At 59.5% G+C, this 17,990-nt stretch carries 17 protein-coding genes; 7 read left to right on the top strand and 10 right to left on the bottom strand.

The window, feature by feature from the left end; genetic code table 11:
- Window positions 1–63 precede the first annotated feature (63 nt).
- Both hutG and hutI read right to left on the bottom strand, forming a co-directional pair.
- The gene (gene hutG, locus P2R09_RS02165; protein ID WP_275766707.1) at window positions 64–855 is read right to left on the bottom strand and encodes an N-formylglutamate deformylase; all 792 of its coding nucleotides are present in this window, start codon (window positions 853–855) and stop codon (window positions 64–66) included.
- The gene (gene hutI / locus P2R09_RS02160) at window positions 852–2,069 is read right to left on the bottom strand and encodes an imidazolonepropionase (RefSeq protein ID WP_275766705.1); all 1,218 of its coding nucleotides are present in this window, start codon (window positions 2,067–2,069) and stop codon (window positions 852–854) included. The genes hutG and hutI overlap by 4 nt, the downstream gene beginning before the upstream one ends.
- Before the next feature lie 80 nt (window positions 2,070–2,149).
- On the opposite strand from hutI, the gene P2R09_RS02155 reads away from it, so the two are divergent.
- Both P2R09_RS02155 and P2R09_RS02150 read left to right on the top strand, forming a co-directional pair.
- Window positions 2,150–3,505 (top strand): formimidoylglutamate deiminase, encoded by a 1,356-nt coding sequence (locus P2R09_RS02155; RefSeq protein WP_275766703.1) that lies wholly within the window; start codon window positions 2,150–2,152, stop codon window positions 3,503–3,505.
- The gene (locus P2R09_RS02150) at window positions 3,502–4,044 is read left to right on the top strand and encodes a HutD family protein (protein WP_275766701.1); all 543 of its coding nucleotides are present in this window, start codon (window positions 3,502–3,504) and stop codon (window positions 4,042–4,044) included. Before P2R09_RS02155 ends, P2R09_RS02150 begins: the two co-directional genes overlap by 4 nt.
- On the opposite strand, the gene hutC is transcribed toward P2R09_RS02150, so the two are convergent.
- Window positions 4,028–4,783, bottom strand: a complete 756-nt coding sequence (hutC, locus tag P2R09_RS02145) for a histidine utilization repressor (RefSeq protein WP_003851761.1) — start codon at window positions 4,781–4,783, stop codon at window positions 4,028–4,030. The genes P2R09_RS02150 and hutC overlap by 17 nt on opposite strands.
- Before the next feature lie 326 nt (window positions 4,784–5,109).
- Between hutC and hutH the strand changes: the two genes are divergently transcribed.
- From hutH to P2R09_RS02130, 3 genes are all read left to right on the top strand, one after another.
- Window positions 5,110–6,660, top strand: a complete 1,551-nt coding sequence (gene hutH, locus P2R09_RS02140; RefSeq protein ID WP_275766698.1) for a histidine ammonia-lyase — start codon at window positions 5,110–5,112, stop codon at window positions 6,658–6,660.
- A gap of 15 nt (window positions 6,661–6,675) precedes the next feature.
- Window positions 6,676–8,361 (top strand): urocanate hydratase, encoded by a 1,686-nt coding sequence (hutU, locus tag P2R09_RS02135; RefSeq protein ID WP_275766696.1) that lies wholly within the window; start codon window positions 6,676–6,678, stop codon window positions 8,359–8,361.
- Between the two features lie 208 nt (window positions 8,362–8,569).
- A complete protein-coding gene (locus P2R09_RS02130) occupies window positions 8,570–9,727 on the top strand; it encodes a M20 aminoacylase family protein (RefSeq protein ID WP_275766694.1) in 1,158 nt (385 codons plus the stop codon).
- Window position 9,728: 1 nt separating this feature from the next.
- On the opposite strand, the gene ybiB is transcribed toward P2R09_RS02130, so the two are convergent.
- The 4 genes from ybiB to P2R09_RS02110 all read right to left on the bottom strand — a co-directional run bounded on the left by ybiB (window position 9,729) and on the right by P2R09_RS02110 (window position 14,094).
- Window positions 9,729–10,697, bottom strand: coding sequence for a DNA-binding protein YbiB (ybiB, locus tag P2R09_RS02125; protein WP_275766691.1), 969 nt, complete (start codon window positions 10,695–10,697; stop codon window positions 9,729–9,731).
- Between the two features lie 26 nt (window positions 10,698–10,723).
- The gene (dinG, locus tag P2R09_RS02120; RefSeq protein ID WP_275766689.1) at window positions 10,724–12,892 is read right to left on the bottom strand and encodes an ATP-dependent DNA helicase DinG; all 2,169 of its coding nucleotides are present in this window, start codon (window positions 12,890–12,892) and stop codon (window positions 10,724–10,726) included.
- Between the two features lie 123 nt (window positions 12,893–13,015).
- On the bottom strand, window positions 13,016–13,534 hold the full coding sequence (locus P2R09_RS02115) for a GNAT family N-acetyltransferase (RefSeq protein ID WP_275766687.1): 519 nt from the start codon (window positions 13,532–13,534) through the stop codon (window positions 13,016–13,018).
- Complete coding sequence (locus P2R09_RS02110) at window positions 13,531–14,094, bottom strand: XRE family transcriptional regulator (RefSeq protein ID WP_275766685.1); 564 nt, start codon at window positions 14,092–14,094, stop codon at window positions 13,531–13,533. Before P2R09_RS02110 ends, P2R09_RS02115 begins: the two co-directional genes overlap by 4 nt.
- A 148-nt stretch (window positions 14,095–14,242) precedes the next feature.
- Between P2R09_RS02110 and P2R09_RS02105 the strand changes: the two genes are divergently transcribed.
- Together P2R09_RS02105 and P2R09_RS02100 are read left to right on the top strand one after the other, a co-directional pair.
- Window positions 14,243–14,977: a MerR family transcriptional regulator gene (locus P2R09_RS02105; protein ID WP_003851779.1), complete on the top strand. Its 735-nt coding sequence runs from the start codon at window positions 14,243–14,245 to the stop codon at window positions 14,975–14,977.
- Between the two features lie 88 nt (window positions 14,978–15,065).
- On the top strand, window positions 15,066–15,173 hold the full coding sequence (locus tag P2R09_RS02100) for a hypothetical protein (protein WP_008925078.1): 108 nt from the start codon (window positions 15,066–15,068) through the stop codon (window positions 15,171–15,173).
- On the opposite strand, the gene P2R09_RS02095 is transcribed toward P2R09_RS02100, so the two are convergent.
- From P2R09_RS02095 to P2R09_RS02085, 3 genes are read right to left on the bottom strand one after another with little or no spacing between them, the layout of a single operon-like run.
- A complete protein-coding gene (locus tag P2R09_RS02095) occupies window positions 15,154–15,885 on the bottom strand; it encodes an ABC transporter permease (protein WP_275766679.1) in 732 nt (243 codons plus the stop codon). The genes P2R09_RS02100 and P2R09_RS02095 overlap by 20 nt on opposite strands.
- Window positions 15,873–16,820 (bottom strand): ABC transporter ATP-binding protein, encoded by a 948-nt coding sequence (locus P2R09_RS02090; protein WP_275766677.1) that lies wholly within the window; start codon window positions 16,818–16,820, stop codon window positions 15,873–15,875. Before P2R09_RS02090 ends, P2R09_RS02095 begins: the two co-directional genes overlap by 13 nt.
- Entirely contained in the window at window positions 16,813–17,988 is a 1,176-nt protein-coding gene (locus P2R09_RS02085; protein ID WP_275766675.1) for an ABC transporter permease, read from the bottom strand. Before P2R09_RS02085 ends, P2R09_RS02090 begins: the two co-directional genes overlap by 8 nt.
- Window positions 17,989–17,990 lie beyond the last annotated feature (2 nt).

Here is a 17,990-nt window from a genome sequence, read left to right as displayed (position 1 = left end):
GACTGGCTGCCCTCACCTGCACCCGATTAGCGCAGCGCTGCACCGGCGTGGCGCATCGCTGATTTACTGCGGTTTAGCCTGCGCCAGCATGGCATGAATCATCGCCTTCAGCACTTTCTGTAACCGGGCGGCACGCGCCTGCTGCCAGGCGTAAGGAGGCATCTCATCCATGTAGTTGAGCTGCGCCAGCTCCAGCTGTACGGCTTCGATATGCTGCTGCGGCTGTCCATAAGCGCGGGTGATGTAGCCGCCTTTAAAGCGTCCGTTAATCACCCAGCTGTAGTCGTTCTGTGCGCTGCATACTGCCTCAATCGCCGCGCTCATGGCAGGTGTACAGCTTGCACCGTCGTTGGTGCCAACATTGATATCGGGCAGACGGCCCTCAAACAGGCGGGGAATTTCGCTGGCGATGGAGTGAGCATCAAACAGCAGCGCATAACCATGCAGCGCTTTAAGTCGCGCCAGCTCCTGCTGAATCTGCTGATGATAAGGCTGCCAGATCTGATCGATGTAGCCCTGACGCGCCGTGGCATCAGGCGTTTTACCTGGCGCAAAGGTCGGTGTGCCGTCGAACAGAGTTTCCGGGAACAGGCCAGTGGTGGCCGTCGTGTAGAGCGGCTGGTTATCGGGCGGACGGTTAAGATCAACCACAAAACGGGAGTAGCGGCCAATTAACACGCTGGCCCCGAGGTCACGCACAAAATCATACAGCAGCGGGATATGCCAGTCGGTGTCAGGCAGGCCGCGCGCGGCCTCACTTAATCCGGCCTCCACGGCGGGCGTCAGGTCGGTACCGGCGTGAGGAATGCTGACCAGCAGCGGCAGGCTGCCTTGGGTGAAATAGAAAGGGTTCATTGTGGTTCTCCACGATAAATAACGGTACAGGGCAGCTCACCACCCAGCCAGTAAACCAGTTCCGCGGGACGAGCCAGCGGCCAGTGCACGAAGTTTGCCACTTTTCCCGCCTCCAGCGAGCCGTGACTGTCAGCCAGCCCCAGCGCTTTTGCTCCCCACAGGGTGACGCCCGCCAGCGCCTCTTCCGGTGTCATGCCAAACAGCGTGCAACCCATATTGAGCATCAGACGCAGCGATAGCGCAGGCGAGGTGCCTGGATTCGCATCGCTGGCCAGTGCCATCGGCACCCCATGTCGCCGGAAGCTTTCCACCGGCGGGCGCTGGGTCTCACGCAGCAGGTAAAACGCACCAGGCAGCAGCACCGCGACGGTGCCATGCTCTGCCATCGCTCTGGCATCTTCTTCAGTGGCGTATTCAAGATGGTCCGCAGAGAGTGCGCCGTAGCGCGCCGCCAGTGCTGCGCCCCCCAGTGCCGAAAGCTGTTCCGCATGCAGTTTCACCGGCATACCCAGCGCCACCGCCCGGTCAAACACCCGCGCCACCTGCGCAGGGGAAAAGGCGAGATGCTCGCAGAACGCATCCACCGCATCCGCCAGCCCCAGCGCCTGCACCTGCGGCAGGAGTCGATCGCAGATGATATCGACCCAGCCATCCGGGTCGTGCTTAAACTCCGGCGGAAAGGCATGTGCTGCCAGACAGGTGGCACGCACATCGGCGGCCACGCTCTCTCCCAGCTGGCGAATCGCCCGCAGCATCCGCAGTTCGCTCTCTTCATCCAGACCATAGCCGGACTTAATCTCCACGGTGGTAACGCCTTCGGCCAGCAGCCGATTGAGCCGCCAGCGGGCCGACGCTACCAGCTCCTCTTCCGTGGCCGCGCGGGTGGCGCGCACGGTGGAGAGAATGCCGCCGCCCTGCGCGGCGATCTCTGCGTAGCTGACGCCATTCAGGCGCTGTTCAAACTCCTGGCTGCGGTCGCCGCCAAACACCAGATGGGTATGACAATCCACCAGCCCTGGCGTCACGATGCCGCCTGGCAGTTGATGATGCTGATCGGCGACGAACGCGGGCATCTCCGCCTGCGGGCCCACCCATACCAGTTTACCTGCCCGCACCACCAGCGCGCCTTGCGGAATCAGATGGTACTTTCCGTCACGCATGGTAACCAGGTCGGCCCCGGTCCATACCGTTTCTACACGCATCTCTTCTGCCATCGCTGCCTATGCCTCCACCGTTTACACTGTGCCTCAAAGTATGTATATGTATATACAACCACATCCTGTGAGGATCAACCATGGTAACTTTTTTTGCCCCGCGTGCACTGCTGGCAGATGGCTGGCAGCAGCAGGTTCGTATCACAGTTAATCAGGCGGGTTTTATCGATGCCATTGCTCCGGATAGCCATGCGGAGAATGCTGTCCAGCTCAACGGCGAAGTGATTCCGGCGATCGCCAACCTGCACTCGCACGCCTTTCAGCGTGCCATGGCGGGGCTGGCAGAAGTCGCGGGCGATCCTCAGGACAGCTTCTGGACCTGGCGGGATTTGATGTACCGCATGGTGCAGCGCCTGACGCCCCGGCAGGTGGGCGATATTGCCGCCCTGCTCTACATCGAAATGCTGAAGGGCGGCTACACCCAGGTGGCGGAGTTTCATTATCTGCATCACGACCCCAGCGGCGCACCCTATGGTGATGATGCGATGCTGCAACAACTGATCGAGGCAGCGGAGATCGCCGGCATCGGTCAGACCCTGCTGCCGGTGCTCTACAGCTACAGCGGCTTTGGCAGCCAGCCTGCAACGGCGGGTCAGAAACGTTTTATCCAGCAGACCGACCATTATCTGCAACAGCAGGCACGACTGGAGGAGTGGCAGCAGCAGCGGCCACTGCTGAATCGTGGCCTCTGTTTCCATTCGCTGCGGGCAGTAAGTGAAAGTCAGATGCACGACGTGCTGGCGGCCAGCGATCCTGCGCTGCCGGTCCATATCCATGTGGCTGAACAGCAGAAAGAGGTCAATGATTCGCTGGCGTGGAGCGGCGAACGGCCGGTTGCCTGGCTGCTTAACCGCTTTAAGGTAGATACGCGCTGGTGTCTGATCCACGCCACGCATCTGGATGAGAGCGAACTATCACGCCTTGCCCGCAGCGGTGCGGTGGCGGGTCTCTGCCCGACAACCGAAGCCAACCTCGGTGACGGCATTTTTCCGGCGGTGGAGTATATCGCGCAGGGCGGACGCTGGGGCATTGGCTCCGACAGTCACGTCTCGCTGAGCACCCAGGAAGAGCTGCGCTGGCTGGAGTATGCCCAGCGCCTGCGCGACCAGCGCCGCAACCGAATCACCCTGCCTGGCCAGCCCTCGGTAGGCGATCTGCTTTGGCAACAGGCTGCAGCAGGGGGTGCGCAGGCGTGCGGCATTCAGCAGGGTACGCTGGCGGTGGGACAACGTGCTGACTGGCTGGTGCTGCGTGATGAGGCATGGCTCGGCAGCGTGGAATCACACGCCGTAATGAACCGCTGGCTGTTTGCCGGACAGCGCGATCAGATTCGCGACGTCTATGTTGCAGGTAAAGCCGTGGTGGAAGATGGCGAGCATCCGCAGCAGGCGGCGTGTGCGGCACGCTTTGCTCAGGCAATGGCGGCGCTGCGATGATCGCCCGGTTCGCATATGTTGATCTGGCGGTCAGCCGCTGGCGCAACGGTGGCGGTGAGACCCGTGAAATTATCAGTTTCCCGCCCGGCGCAGATCGCTTTGGCTGGCGCGCCAGTATTGCGACCCTGGCGCAGGATGGCCCCTTCTCTGCCTTTCCGGAGATTGATCGGGTTATCACCCTGCTGCACGGCGATCCGGTGTTGTTAACCGCGCCCGGCGTGCAGCATCTGTTGACGCCGCAAAAGCCGTGGGCGTTTGCCGGCGAACTCGCCTTAACGGCACAACTGCAGGGCAGCGTCAGCGAAGATTTTAATATCATGACGCGTCGTGGTGAATGGCAGGCAACGGTGGAGATGGTGACCACAGAGGTCAGCGCGCTGCATGGCGTCGCCTGGGTGCTGGCTGGCGCATGGCAGACGGCTGACGGAGAAAAGCTGAGCGCGCAACAGGGGACGTGGTGGGTCGATGAAGAGACACAACTCAGCCCGTGTGACACGGATGCCCGGCTGCTGTTTACCCGACTTAACCGTGTCCTCTGAAGCGGCCCAGCAGTTTGTAACGTGAGCCAGGATAGAGCAATCGCGCATAGGTCACGATTTTCGTGTCGCTCCAGGTCTGACGGCGAATCAGCAGGCAGGGTTCGTGCTCATCCAGCGACAAATGCTTACGCTGACGCGCATCGGGCAGCACCGCCTCAACGATGTGCTCACCCGCCGTCAGCGGCGCGACCCGCATGAGATAGGTGTACGGCGTCATCTTCTCATAATCCTGCGTCAGGTAGTCGGGCGCGACCAGCGGATTGACCAGACGATCCTCCAGCTGCACCGGCAGATCGTTTTCGTAGTGCACAATCAGCGAATGGAAGAGCGTCTGCCCGGTAGTGAGACCCAGTACGGCCGCCTGCTCGGGATCGGCTTTGTTCTGACCGAGGGTAAGGATTTTTGCGCTGTGCTGATGACCGCGCTGAGCAATCTCATCGGCGATGTTATGCACCTCCAGCATGGCGGTGTACCCTTTCATCTCCGCCACAAAGGTCCCGACACCCTGCATCCGCACCAGAAATCCCTCACTGGTGAGCTCACGCAGCGCCCGGTTAATGGTCATGCGGCTGACGCCCAGTTCATTGACCAGTTCACTTTCTGATGGCACACGCTGATTCGCTTTCCACAACCCTTCACGAATCTGGCTGACGATGGCCTGTTTCACCCGCTGATAAATCGGTGCGGGCTCATCGCTCATTGCCGCCGCCAGTTGTGCCAGTGCCGTATGCTCAACCATTTGCTGTTCCTTATGCTGAAAGTCCCCTGAGTTTACTGTCTCACTGCGTGAATGTATATACATCCAGCAGAGCACGCGATGCTTCAATGGTGCAGCCTGCGCATCCTGATGGTGCAGCTTCTCCCACATGCTAAACACCCGACCCGCAGCACATGGAGATTCGATTTTTGTGATCGGCCTGGCACGTCCTTTGCTTCCTTTACTTGATTGTATAGACAAGCATAGACAAGATTTAATGCTTATGTTTCACTCGAATTATCCCGCTGGTTCAGGGCAAGGGAAGCAGCTTCGCCACACCAGCACACTTGTATCGACAGGAGTAGGCTATGTCAGGTTCGTTTCAGGCATTGCGCCTGGTGCCAGGCGAGGTGGACCTCGCCACATTACGCGCTATCTATCAGGGTAATGTCACATTACTTCTCGATGAGCGTGCGCGTCAGGCGATTGCAGCGGCGCAGCAAACCGTAGATGCCATTGTCGCCTCCGGTAACGTGGTCTATGGCATTAATACCGGCTTCGGCAAACTGGCGCAGACCCAAATTCCGGCCAGCAGGCTGGCGGATCTGCAGCGTAATCTGGTGTTGTCACACAGCGTCGGACTGGGCGATCTGCTGCCCGACAATGTCACCCGGCTGGTGGTCGCAACCAAAATCATCAGTCTGGCGCGCGGTCACTCTGGCGTGCGAATCGAACTCGTTGAGGCGCTGCTTGCCCTGTTTAACGCGGGTGTGATGCCCTGCATCCCGGAAAAAGGCTCGGTCGGGGCTTCTGGCGATTTGGCACCGCTGGCGCACATGTCGCTGATGCTGCTGGGTGAAGGTCAGGTACGGCTCGCTGGTAAGCTGATCCCGGCAACAGAAGGACTGGCAAGCGTCGGCCTGTCGCCGTTTGTGCTCGGTCCAAAAGAAGGACTGGCGCTGCTCAATGGCACCCAGGTTTCGACTGCGCTGGCGCTGCGTGGCCTGTTTGAAGGTGAAAATCTGTTTGCTGCCGGTCTGATGGCGGGTGCGCTCTCGCTGGAAGCGATCAAAGGCTCGCTGAAACCGTTCGACGCCCGTATTCATAAAGCGCGTGGTCAGCAGGGCCAGATTGCGGTCGCCGCCGCCGTCAGCGCTCTGATAGAGGGCAGTGAAATTCTGCAGTCGCATACCCATTGCGGCCGCGTGCAGGACCCCTACTCCATCCGCTGCGTGCCGCAGGTGATGGGTGCCTGCCTGGACAATTTCAGCCACGCGGCGCGGATTCTGGAAATCGAAGCAAACGCAGCCTCGGACAACCCGCTGGTGTTCAGCGACAGCGGTGATGTGATCTCCGGCGGCAACTTCCACGCCGAACCCGTGGCCTTTGCCGCAGATATCCTGGCGCTGGCCATTGCTGAAGTCGGCGCCATCTCCGAGCGGCGCCTGGCGCTGCTGCTGGACAGCGGCTTATCTGGCCTGCCGCCTTTCCTGGTGCGTGACGGTGGCGTGAACTCTGGCTTTATGATCGCCCAGGTCACCGCCGCCGCGCTCGCCTCTGAGAACAAATCGCTGGCCCATCCGGGCAGCGTCGACAGTCTGCCGACCTCCGCTAACCAGGAGGATCACGTCTCAATGGCGACCTATGCCGCCCGCCGTCTCGGCAGCATGTGCTTTAACAGCGCCGCGGTGGTCGGCATCGAAGCAATGGCTGCCGCGCAGGGTATTGAATTTAACCGGCCGCTGAAAAGCTCTGTGCTGATTGAGCAAGCCATCGACACCATTCGCGAGCAGGTCGCTTTCCTTGAGGAAGATCGCCTGCTGGCACCCGATATCGAGGCCATGCGTCAGTGGGCAAGTCGCGCTGACTGGCCTCAGGCATTGACCGCGCTGCTGCCGAGCATGCGCCCAACTTCTTGAATTAAGGAATCTCTTATGAGCGAAACTCTTTCTCAGGCTGTGGCACGTGAAATTCGTGCGCCACATGGCACCACACTGCACTGCGCTAACTGGCTGATTGAAGCGGCTTACCGCATGATTCAGAACAACCTCGATCCCGATGTGGCCGAGCGGCCGGAAGATCTGGTGGTTTACGGCGGCATCGGTAAAGCAGCGCGAAACTGGGCATGCTTTGAGCAGATCCTGCGTTCGCTGCGGGCGCTGCAACCGGATGAGACGCTGCTGATCCAGAGCGGCAAACCGGTAGGCATCTTCCGCACCCACGCGGATGCGCCGCGCGTCCTGCTGGCAAACTCCAACCTGGTGCCACACTGGGCGACCTGGGATCACTTCCATGAGCTGGATAAAGCGGGCCTGATGATGTACGGGCAGATGACCGCCGGTTCGTGGATCTATATCGGTGCACAGGGCATCGTGCAGGGCACCTATGAAACCTTTGTGGAAGCGGGACGTCAGCACTATAACAACGACCTCAGCGGACGCTGGATTCTCACCGCCGGGCTGGGCGGCATGGGCGGCGCGCAACCGCTGGCGGGTGTGCTGGCCGGTGCCTGCGTACTGGCGATTGAGTGCCAGGAGTCACGCATCGATTTCCGTCTGCGTACCCGCTACGTAGACTACAAAGCCACCACGCTGGACGAAGCGCTGGCCATCATCAGCGAAGCCACTGCTGCGAAAAAAGCGATTTCAGTCGGGCTGCTGGGCAATGCCGCTGAAATCCTGCCAGAGCTGGTGAAACGCGCCCGGGCGGGCGGGCCGAAGCCGGACATCGTGACCGACCAGACGTCGGCACATGACCCAATAAATGGTTATCTGCCGATTGGCTGGGATCTGGCGCGCTGGCAACAGGAGCGCGTTTCACAGCCGAAAGCGGTTGAGAAAGCCGCGCGTGCCTCTATGGCAGTTCACGTCCAGGCGATGCTCGACTTCTGTCATATGGGCATTCCGACCGTGGATTACGGCAACAACATCCGTCAGGTAGCGCTGGATGAGGGTGTCAGCAACGCCTTCGACTTCCCTGGCTTTGTACCGGCCTATATCCGTCCGCTGTTCTGTGAAGGCAAAGGCCCGTTCCGCTGGGTGGCGTTGTCAGGCGACCCGGAGGATATCTACAAGACCGATGCCAAACTTAAAGCGCTGTTCCCGCACCACAAAACGCTGCATCGCTGGCTTGATATGGCGCAGGAGCGCATCGCTTTCCAGGGCCTGCCGGCACGTATCTGCTGGCTGGGACTGGGTGAGCGACACCTTGCCGGTCTGGCGTTCAATGAAATGGTGCGCAACGGCGAGCTGAAAGCGCCGGTGGTCATTGGCCGCGACCATCTCGACTGCGGTTCAGTTGCCTCACCAAACCGCGAGACCGAAGCGATGAAAGATGGCTCGGATGCGGTCTCTGACTGGCCGCTGCTTAACGCGCTGCTGAATACCGCGGGCGGCGCGACCTGGGTCAGCCTGCATCATGGCGGCGGTGTTGGCATGGGCTTCTCGCAGCACTCTGGCGTAGTGATTGTTGCCGATGGCAGCAAAGAGGCCGATGCGCGTCTGGGTCGTGTGTTATGGAATGACCCGGCCACCGGTGTCATGCGTCACGCGGATGCAGGTTATGAGCTGGCGCAGAGCTGTGCTGCAGAGCACGGCCTGAATCTGCCAATGCAAAAATAGTCTGATATCGTTCACTACACGGGGCACGCTGCGGCCTGCCCCGTTTTTCTGACTTTTCCATTGTGAAACCCCTCGCTGAAATCACTTCCTTATTACTTATTCCATTTTGATTTAGCCTATAGCCATATTTAGTCCCGACAGCGATAGACGCCGCGCCACCCAATCACTAAAGTGAAATCTTCTCATTCTGTATGGAGCGCGATGCTGCATGACCCTTTCCCCTGCCCTGCTTGAAGACGCCCAGCACTGGCGCCGTGAGTTTCATCGCCACCCCGAATTAGGTTACCAGGAACAGCAAACCAGCCAGTTTATCGTTGAAGAATTAGCGCGGGCGGGGCTGCAGGTGTTTCGTGGTCTGGCGGGAACAGGAGTCATCGGTACGCTGGAAAACGGTCCCGGTCCGGTTATCGGGCTGCGTGCGGATATGGATGCATTGCCGATTACAGAGAAAGGCGACGCTGAGTGGCGATCTTCGACGCCTGGCGTCATGCACGCCTGCGGCCACGATGGTCACAGCGCCATTCTGCTGGCCGCCGCCCGACAGCTGGCTGCCACGCGTCAGTTTAGCGGCACGGTGCATTTCATCTTTCAGCCTGCCGAAGAGAATCTGGGCGGGGCGCGCAAAATGGTGGAAGAGGGATTGTTCCAGCGCTTTCCGATGGATGCGATCTATGCGATGCACAACTGGCCGGGGCTGCCGCTGGGGTCACTGGCTGTTAATCCTGGCGCAATGATGGCATCGCTGGATTCATTCGAAATTACCCTGCACGGTAAAAGCTGCCATGCGGCGATGCCAGAAAGTGGCGCCGATCCGATGGTGGTAGCGGCCGAGCTGATTCTGGCGCTGCAGACAATTCCCTCGCGTCGGCTCTCGCCCCTCGCCTCTGCGGTGGTCAGTGTGACGCAGATCCACGGGGGTGAAGCGATCAACGTGATTCCGGAACAGATTGTGCTGCGCGGCACAGTGCGCTGCCTGCAGACCAGCGTGCGCGAAAAAGTACGCGGACTGATTGATGAGTTTGTGGCGACCCTGCCACGTCCGTTTGGCGTCAGCGGCGAGATTAACTGGCTGCCGGGCTATCCGGTCACGGCTAACCATGCGGCCCCGGCTGAGCAGGTGCGCGACGTGGCGCTGGCAACGCTGGGCGCAGAACAGGTTCACTGGCAGGTCAATCCGTCGATGGCGTCAGAAGATTTTGCCTGCATGATGGAAGCCTGTCCCGGCGCTTACTTCTGGCTGGGCGCGGATGGTGAGACGCCCTCCGCGCCGCTACATAACGCTCGCTATGATTTCAACGACGCGCTGCTGCCGATTGGCATCCGTTTCTGGCAGAACCTGGTTGAACAGGCGCTGCCAGCCGCCTGACTCAGTATCCGGCGGCGGCAATCTGCTGCCCGGCCGCCGCCAGCGAGTCGCACTGGCCGCTGGCGCGCAGGCAGCAGGCGAGCTGCAGTCGCAGTGACGCAGGCACCGGGCGCTGCTGATTCAGCACCTCCTCAATCCAGCGCGCCGTCACCTCTGCCGTCTTGTCCGCCGGCAGTTCAACCGCCACTTCAGGCTGACGCTCGACCCACACTTCAGCTTCCACGCCTGCGCCCTGAATCATACTGATTGCCGGGCAGCGCTGCGGATTTGCATAGACTTCCCCTTCAGTGCCATTGAGCAGTATCGCTGGCGCATCAATGTCACTGAAGAATTTTGCCACGCGCGGCACATACTCCGGATGCGACACGCTCGACAGCCGCAGCGCCGCACGCTCTGCAAACGGGGTTGCCAGTTTTGCCAGCGTATGTGCGCTGTTACGGACGCCCATCCGCCAGCGCAATGACAGCTGTTTCGCCATCGGCGGGCAGAGGTGATCGATAGTAATAAAAACGAGTTCGCCCTGGTCGAGTTTCGCCTGCGCCGCTTCTGCGGTGGTGACAGGTGTTACACCCAGCACGGCAAACACCGCCTCACTGGTGATACGCGTCGCGTCGTCGCTGACACCATGCACCACCACCGGGAAGCCGAGTTTCACCAGCAGTAGTGCCAGCAACGGCGTCAGATTGCCCTGGCGGCGTGCGCCGTTGTAGCTGGGGATGACGATCGGCATCGGCCGGTTTTCTGGCGCTCGCAGCTGCATCATCTGCGCCTGCATCGCCTGATAAAAGCCGCGCATCTCTTCTTCGCCTTCGCCCTTTATACGCAGCGCAATCAGGATGCCGCCCAACTCCAGGTCCGGCACCTCACCCGCCAGCATTGCGCCATAAAGCGCCACCGCGGTATCAAAATCGATGTCACGGGCATGATTTTTACCGCGACCAATCTCTTTAATGATTTTATTCAGTTCCATCACTCGCTTCCGGTTAAGTGCGCGGCTTAGCGCCGCGTGGGACGTCGTTTTCGCACCGTATTTTTTGGCACCACGGTGACCGATATCGCTTCCGGCTCTGGCGTTTCCGGCTGCGCAATCGGGAAGATCGGCAACGCGGCTAATAACCGACTGCCGTAGGATTTGCTCAGCAGACGACGGTCGTAAATAACGATTTCGCCATAACATTGATGGCTGCGAATCAGACGCCCGACCTGTTGAATCAGGGTGAACGAGGCGCTGGGTAAGCTCTGCACCTCAAACGGATAACGCTTCAGGCTTTTAAGCCACTCGCCTTCGGTCAAAATTACCGGACTGTCCACCGGGGGAAAAGCGATTTTGTGAATATGCACCTGACTCAGCAGATCGCCCTTCAGATCAAGCCCTTCGGCAAAGGACTGCAGGCCAATCAGAATACTGGTTTCCCCTTTGGTGACGCGCTGGCGATGCAAATCGACCAGCCGGCTGCGCGGCTGATCGCCCTGCACCAGCATCGAGAGCCGCAGGTCAGGCAGACAGGCGACAAACTGCTGCATGGCCCGGTTGCTGGCAAACAGCACCAGCACGCCTTTGTGCTTTTTCTCCGCCATCTGCTGACGGAAGAAACTGGCCATCTCCGCAATGTGCTCCGCTTCGTGCGTCATCAGCGGCTCGAAGCGCATCTGCGGGATCACCAGCCTGCCCTGCTCTACATGGTTAAACGGCGAGTCCAGCGCCACAAAACGATCGCCTGCTTTTTCGCTGAGTCCCGACATCTCCTGCAGGCGGTTGAAACTGTTGAGCGATCGCAGTGTGGCAGAGGTGACCACCACATGTGGGATTTTGCGCCACAGCAGCTTTTCCAGCTGATCGCTGACGCGAATGCCGGCGCAGTGAAACAGCAGATGCGCCTGACCTTCGCGCAGCTCGCGGGTGATCCATTTCGATACCGGTGCGCCAGACGCTTTTTCCATCGCCGCCAGCCGCCACAATTTGCTCACCGACTCAAACCAGCCAAACTGACGATTGAGCTGCAGCAGATTGCGATGCAGACGCACCACGTCCACCTTGCCAGTCTGCTCACTGAGGGCATTGATCAGGCCTTCGCTCAAACCGCGCAGCGCGTCGCTGAGTTTGAACAGCCGGGCACAGAGATCCAGCAGCTCCTGCGGAAGCGCACCCAGCACAAAGCGAAATTCACCCGGCTGGTTATGCGGTGGCAGCAGCGGATTCAGCGCCTGCGCGGTCACGGTCAGCAGTTCGCGCAGCTCATCACAGTGTGCTTTCAGCCGCTCAGGGTTAGCCAGCGGCGGCGGCGATTTTGGCCGCATCTGCGTCATGATGCTGTCAACCAGCTTGATAAACAGGTCAAGTTGCAGGCTGCTCCAGCCCGGCGTAATGTCGGCACTCATCTCCAGCGCATCGCGGGCTACGTCGGGCAAATGGTGCCCTTCATCCAGCACCAGCATCAGGTTTTTAGCCGGTGGCAGCACCGACTCATTCTCCATCGCCGCCATCACCAGCGCATGATTCGCCACCACCACATCCACCTGCTCGATTTCGCGTCGCGCCACAAAGAACGGGCATTCACGATACCAGTGGCAGTGCGCGCCCAGGCAGCTTGCTTTATCGGTAGAAAGGCGCTGCCACAGGCTGTCGCTGACGTTCTCTTCGCTGTGATCGCGCAGGCCATCCCACTGATAGCGATCCAGGGATTTTTGTAAGCGGCCACACTGCGTCTGTTCCTCTTTGGTGCTGCTGACCGCATCATCGTCCAGATAAAGCAGCAGATCACCCTGCTGATCGGCGTCGGCTGCCATCGCCGCCAGATTGCGCGGACAGACATAGCGCCCACGGCCAAAAGCAGCGGTAAAGGTGAGGTCGGGGATGATTTTCTTCAACAGCGGCAGATCTTTGGTGAAGATCTGATCCTGCAACGCCACGTTGGCGGTGCTGATGACCAGCTGCTTTTCCTGGGCGCGGCTGGCCGCAATGCCTGGGATCAGATAAGAGAGGGTTTTACCCACGCCGGTTGGCGCTTCAACCGCCAGATGGCGCGAATCGTCACCGGCCAGGCATTTTGCCACTTCGGCAATCATCTGGCGCTGCGGCGCTCGCGGGATGAAATCAGGCACCTGCTCCTGAAGCGCTTTATACCATTGCGCTATCTGGCTTTTTACTGCGGCTGTCAGGGCCATGATTTGCGTTACCACACTGAAAATATGGCCTGTATTTTTACACAGTATCCCGGCGGCGTCAGCTTTCACGCCGATTTTTTCGTGCGCTGTCTTAAATTTCAGTGCGTGCCTGGCGGCGGTGATTTACGCCAGCACTTTGTACATTACGGTGGTGGCGTCCAGCACGCCTTTGGTGGATTCCGCATAAAACGGGATCGACCCCGCTACCTGCCAGCCCAGCGAGCGGTAGAGATCGCTGGCGACATCGCCGCTGCGCGTATCCAGTACCAGCAGGGTTTTGACGCGCTCGCGCGCCCGCTGCTCGGCGCGCTGCATCAGTTCACGGGCGATGCCCTGTCGGCGTGCCTGCGGATGCACCAGCAGTTTGCTGATCTCCGCCCGGTGGCGGCCGTTTGGCATGCCGCTGCTATTGATCATCACCGTCGCCACAATGCGACCCTGTTGACGCGCCACGATTAACTCGCTGTCGCCGCCTGTGATGCTGATGATCCGCTGCTGCCAGAATCGCGTCATCACCTCAATGTCTTCAGCATCAATAAACCCGACGCTGGCCCCATCTGCCACACAGCCCTGTAAAACATGGGTCAGTTCGGCCAGATTCTGTTGCGCCTGGGTGGCGCTGAGGGTTGCGTACTCAATCATGGTTTCGCCACCACCAGTAAATAGCGCGCGCCGTCGGTCAGGTGCGCTTCAAAGGCCGATTTTCCTGTCAGATGAAAACGTAAACAGTCACCTGGCTGCAACGTCCACGCCTGGGATCCCATCGTGACGGTGAGACCGCCCTCGCGCAGCCAGATATGCTGCTCCAGTCCCTGGATGGGTGGTGCATCGTAATTGATACGCGCACCAGGCCGTAACCTGCCCTCAACCAGTTCGCATCTGAAATGAAGCGCAGGAGGGGATATATTGCGGCGAATAAATCCGCTGGCCTCATCCTGCCACACCGGCTGCTGCTGGCTGGTGACCAGCAAACTGGACTCCTCCTCCACCTCACTCAGCAGGCGTGACATCGTTAATCCGTAGGCGACACACAGACGGTTAAGCAGTGCAGCCGTAGGGCTGGTCTCGCTTCGCTCAATGCGCGATAATGTCGCACGACTGATGCCCGTGGCTACCGCAAGTTCATCCAGCGACCAGCCGCGCTGCAGGCGTAACTCTGACAGCCGCACAGCCAGTCGTTGCTCAGTATTCAGCTCAGACATCACCTTTCTCACTTATGGGAAATGCTCTCTTTAATGAGATATAGCTGAAAAAGGGCGTATCAGTCAAGTTGTACATTGAGAAATGTATTGTACAACTTAGTTTGCTTCGTTATGGTAATTACACTCAGACCAATCGAAAGAGGAATTTATGACCTTATACAGTATCGGTGACGTCGCCGAGCGCTGTGGCATAAACCCAGTTACCCTGCGCGCCTGGCAGCGTCGTTATGGCTTACTGAAGCCGCAACGTACCGAAGGCGGACATCGTCAGTTTGATGAAGAGGATGTGCAGCGTATTGAAGAGATCATGCGCTGGATTGAAAGCGGCGTGCCGGTCGGTAAAGTAAAGGCATTGCTGGAAGGTGGCGATGTTGATGCACACGATGGCTGGACCACACTGCAGGATGAGCTAATCAGCGTATTACGTCATGTCAGACCCGCTAAACTGCGTAACAAAATTGCCGCGATTGGTCGCGAACATCCGATTGATGCGCTGATTGATCACGTTTTCATGCCTGTGCGCCAGAAACTGAGTCTGGACCAGAATACTGCCCGAACCATGTGCAGCCTGCTGGATGGTTTGCTGATCGACTATGTCGCTTTCTGTCTGACCGGCAGTCGCAAAAAATCGGGAAAAGATGCGCTGATCATTGGCTGGGGTACCGACGATCGTACCCGTATCTGGCTGGAAGGCTGGCGTTTGTCACAGCATGGCTGGCGGATTGATGTGCTGGCTGAACCGCTTGATGTCCCGCGTCCTGAACTTTTTCCTGGCATGAATATGTTTGTATTTACCGGTAAAAAATTAACCCGTCGCCAGCAGGAACAGCTGTCACACTGGCAGGAACAGGGCTATGCCGTGCGGTTACATGAACCCGGCTGATAACAAAAAACGCACGCCGGGCGCTTTGCCTGCTGCCTTGCGCGCGCTATTATCCCCGCCTCACTGTTAACAAGTTCAGGTTTCCGTCATGAATGTCAAAAAAGCCTTTTTCGCCACGCTGTTTTTTATTATGGCGGTTGGCGGCACCAGCGGTCTCATGCTGGTGGGATACTCTCTCATCGTTCACTCACGCTAAGCCGACGTTGCAGGCGCTCAAACAGGCGGTCGCTCACTATCGCCAGCAGCGCCACCAGTAGTGCTCCCTGAATTACGTAGGCTGTATTAAAGCCGCTTAGGCCGATAATCACTGGCGACCCGAGACTCTTTGCCCCGACCGTTGAGGCGATGGCCGCGGTGCCGATGTTGATGATCACCGAGGTGCGTATCCCGGCAATGATCACCGGCGCAGCCAGCGCCAGCTCAATCTGCCACAGCCGCTGCCAGTTGCTCATGCCTACGCCAATAGCGATCTCCCGGCTGCTGGACGGTACGCTATCAATGCCCGCCAGCGTTCCCTGTAAAATCGGCAATAAACCATAGAGCAGCAGTGCCACCACGGCAGGCCAGGCACCAAAACCCATCACCGGCACCGCAATAGCCAGCACGGCTACCGGCGGAATAGTCTGGCCCGCTGCCACGATAGTTTCTATCAGCGGCCGGAACGCACGCCCTGCCCGCCGGGTTATCAGCACGCCACTGCCAATGCCGATGACGATCGCCAGCAGGCTGGCGGTGATCACCAGAAACAGATGCGCCAGCGTCAACTGCCAGAAACTCTCCTGTTGATAGAGTGGCCGGGCCAGTTCCGGAAACCAGAGGTGAAACAGCGGCCCACTCAAAGGCATTAGCGTCAGCAGCGCGCCATAGAGCAGTACCAGCCACAACAGCGGATCCCTTAGCCTGCGCATGTTAATGCCTCGCGCTGTCGCAGAAGGTCGCCAAAGTAGAGCACGCCCAGCGGCTGCTCCTGATCGTCAATGACCGGGAGTCTGTCAGTGCCCCGGGCAATAAACTGCGACAGGGCGTCGCGCAGCGTCAGCCCTGCAGCAATCGGTTCACCCGCCAGCCACTCACCGCGTCGCACGGCATTACCCACCTGCTCCAGCGACAAGAGCCGTACGCCCATTTCGCTGCGGCCAAAGAAGTCGCGCACAAAATCATTTTTCGGCTGGGTCAGCAACTCAACCGGCCTGCCCTGCTGAACAATCTCACCGTTATCCATTAGCACGATGCGGTCCGCCAGCGTCAGTGCTTCGTCGATATCATGCGTCACCAGCACGATGGTTCGCCCCGACAGGCGATGAATACGCAGCATCTCCTGTTGCAGCACGCCGCGCGTCACCGGATCGAGCGCACCAAACGGCTCATCCATCAGCAGGACCTCCGGATCAGCCGCCAGCGCACGCGCCACGCCGACACGTTGCTGCTGGCCGCCTGAGAGCTGATGCGGATAACGATTCAGCAGGTGCTCGTCGAGATTGAGCAGCGCCAGCAGCGTCGTGATGCGTTCGTTGATCTTTGCTCTGGACCAGCCCAGCAGCACCGGCACCGTGGCAATATTCTTTCGCACCGTCCAGTGTGGAAACAGCCCTATCGACTGAATGGCATAGCCCATGCGTTGCCTGAGCGAGCGGGCATCGAGCTGGCGAATCGACTCACCGGCAAAGCGGATTTCACCACTGTCATACTCCACCAGCCGGTTAATCATCTTCAGGGTGGTCGATTTGCCGGAGCCGGAAGTGCCGAGCAGTACACAGAACTCCCCTTTTGCCACCTGCAGCGACAGATCTTTCACCGCCGCCTTGCCGTTAAACGCGCGGGAAACGCTATCAAACTCAATCATCTTCTCTCTCCAGCAGTGAGATCAGCAGGCGGAACAGCGCATCGATGACGACCGCCAGCGCAATCACCGGGATCACCCCAAGCAGTACCAAATCAAGCGCGCTGCTTAACAGCCCCTGGAAAATAATCGCGCCAAAGCCGCCCGCGCCAATCAATGCCGCAACCACCGCCATGCCCAGCGTCTGCACCACGACGACCCGCAGGCCCGCCAGCCAGACCGGTAGCGCCAGCGGTACATCCACCGCGACAAACTGCTGCCAGCCACTCATGCCCGTGCCGCGCGCGCTTTCGCGCACCTCCTGCGGCACCTGTTGTAAGCCCACCACCACGCTGCGCACCAGCGGCAACAGGGCGTAAAGCACCAGCGCGATCAAGGCTGGAGCCATGCCGATGCCGCTAATGCCCCAGTCACTGAGCCACGGAAAATGCTGCGCCAGCCCGGCCAGTGGCGCAATTAACAGACCAAACAGCGCCACTGACGGTACTGTCTGAATAACATTAAGGACGCCAAACACACTGCCTTGCCAGTCGGGCCGCCGGAAAAGCGTGACGCCCAGCGGCAGTGCAAACATTAAGGCTGGCAGTACCGTACCCGCCAGCAGAGTGAGATGACGGCTCAGTGCCGCATCAAACACCGCGTGACGGTTGGCATACTCTTTCAGCAGGGAGAGATCGCTGAGCTGGCCGCTAAACAGCAGCAACAGCGGCAACAGCCAGACCTGCAGATTGAGCAGCAGCTGAGCCAGCCGATGGGAAGTGAGTTGACGCACCTGATCGGTAATCAGCAGCAGAATGAGTGCACCACTGCACCATAAGCCACTGGCAAAGCTGGTTCGTGCCAGACGGCTGCCCTGCTGACTGAGTAGTGTCGCCTGATGACCGCTGAGCCAGAGCATGGCGGCCAGCAGCAGCTCTGCCGCCAGCAGCGCCAGAATCAGCGTAGTACGCCCAGGCAGACGCCACAGCAGCAGCCACAGAATCATCAGCGGCAGCAGTAACAGCCCGGCGCTGTTGACCTGCCAGCTCATCAGCGGTTCACCCGCCACCAGCCGGTTAGGAGCGAAGTTAAGAAACGGCAAGGTCACCAGCGCCAGACTCAACAGCGTCAGCAGCAACAATGCTACCGGCTGCTGAGCCGGGCGGCGTATCGCGTCCCGCGCTATCAGCATCG

It is taken from the genome of Pantoea sp. Cr_R13 (genome assembly GCF_029222565.1).
GTDB classification, from domain to species: Bacteria; Pseudomonadota; Gammaproteobacteria; order Enterobacterales; family Enterobacteriaceae; genus Pantoea; species Pantoea eucalypti.
The sequence above is the reverse complement of the archived record's forward strand: the minus strand, read 5'-3'. Positions and strand labels throughout refer to the sequence as shown.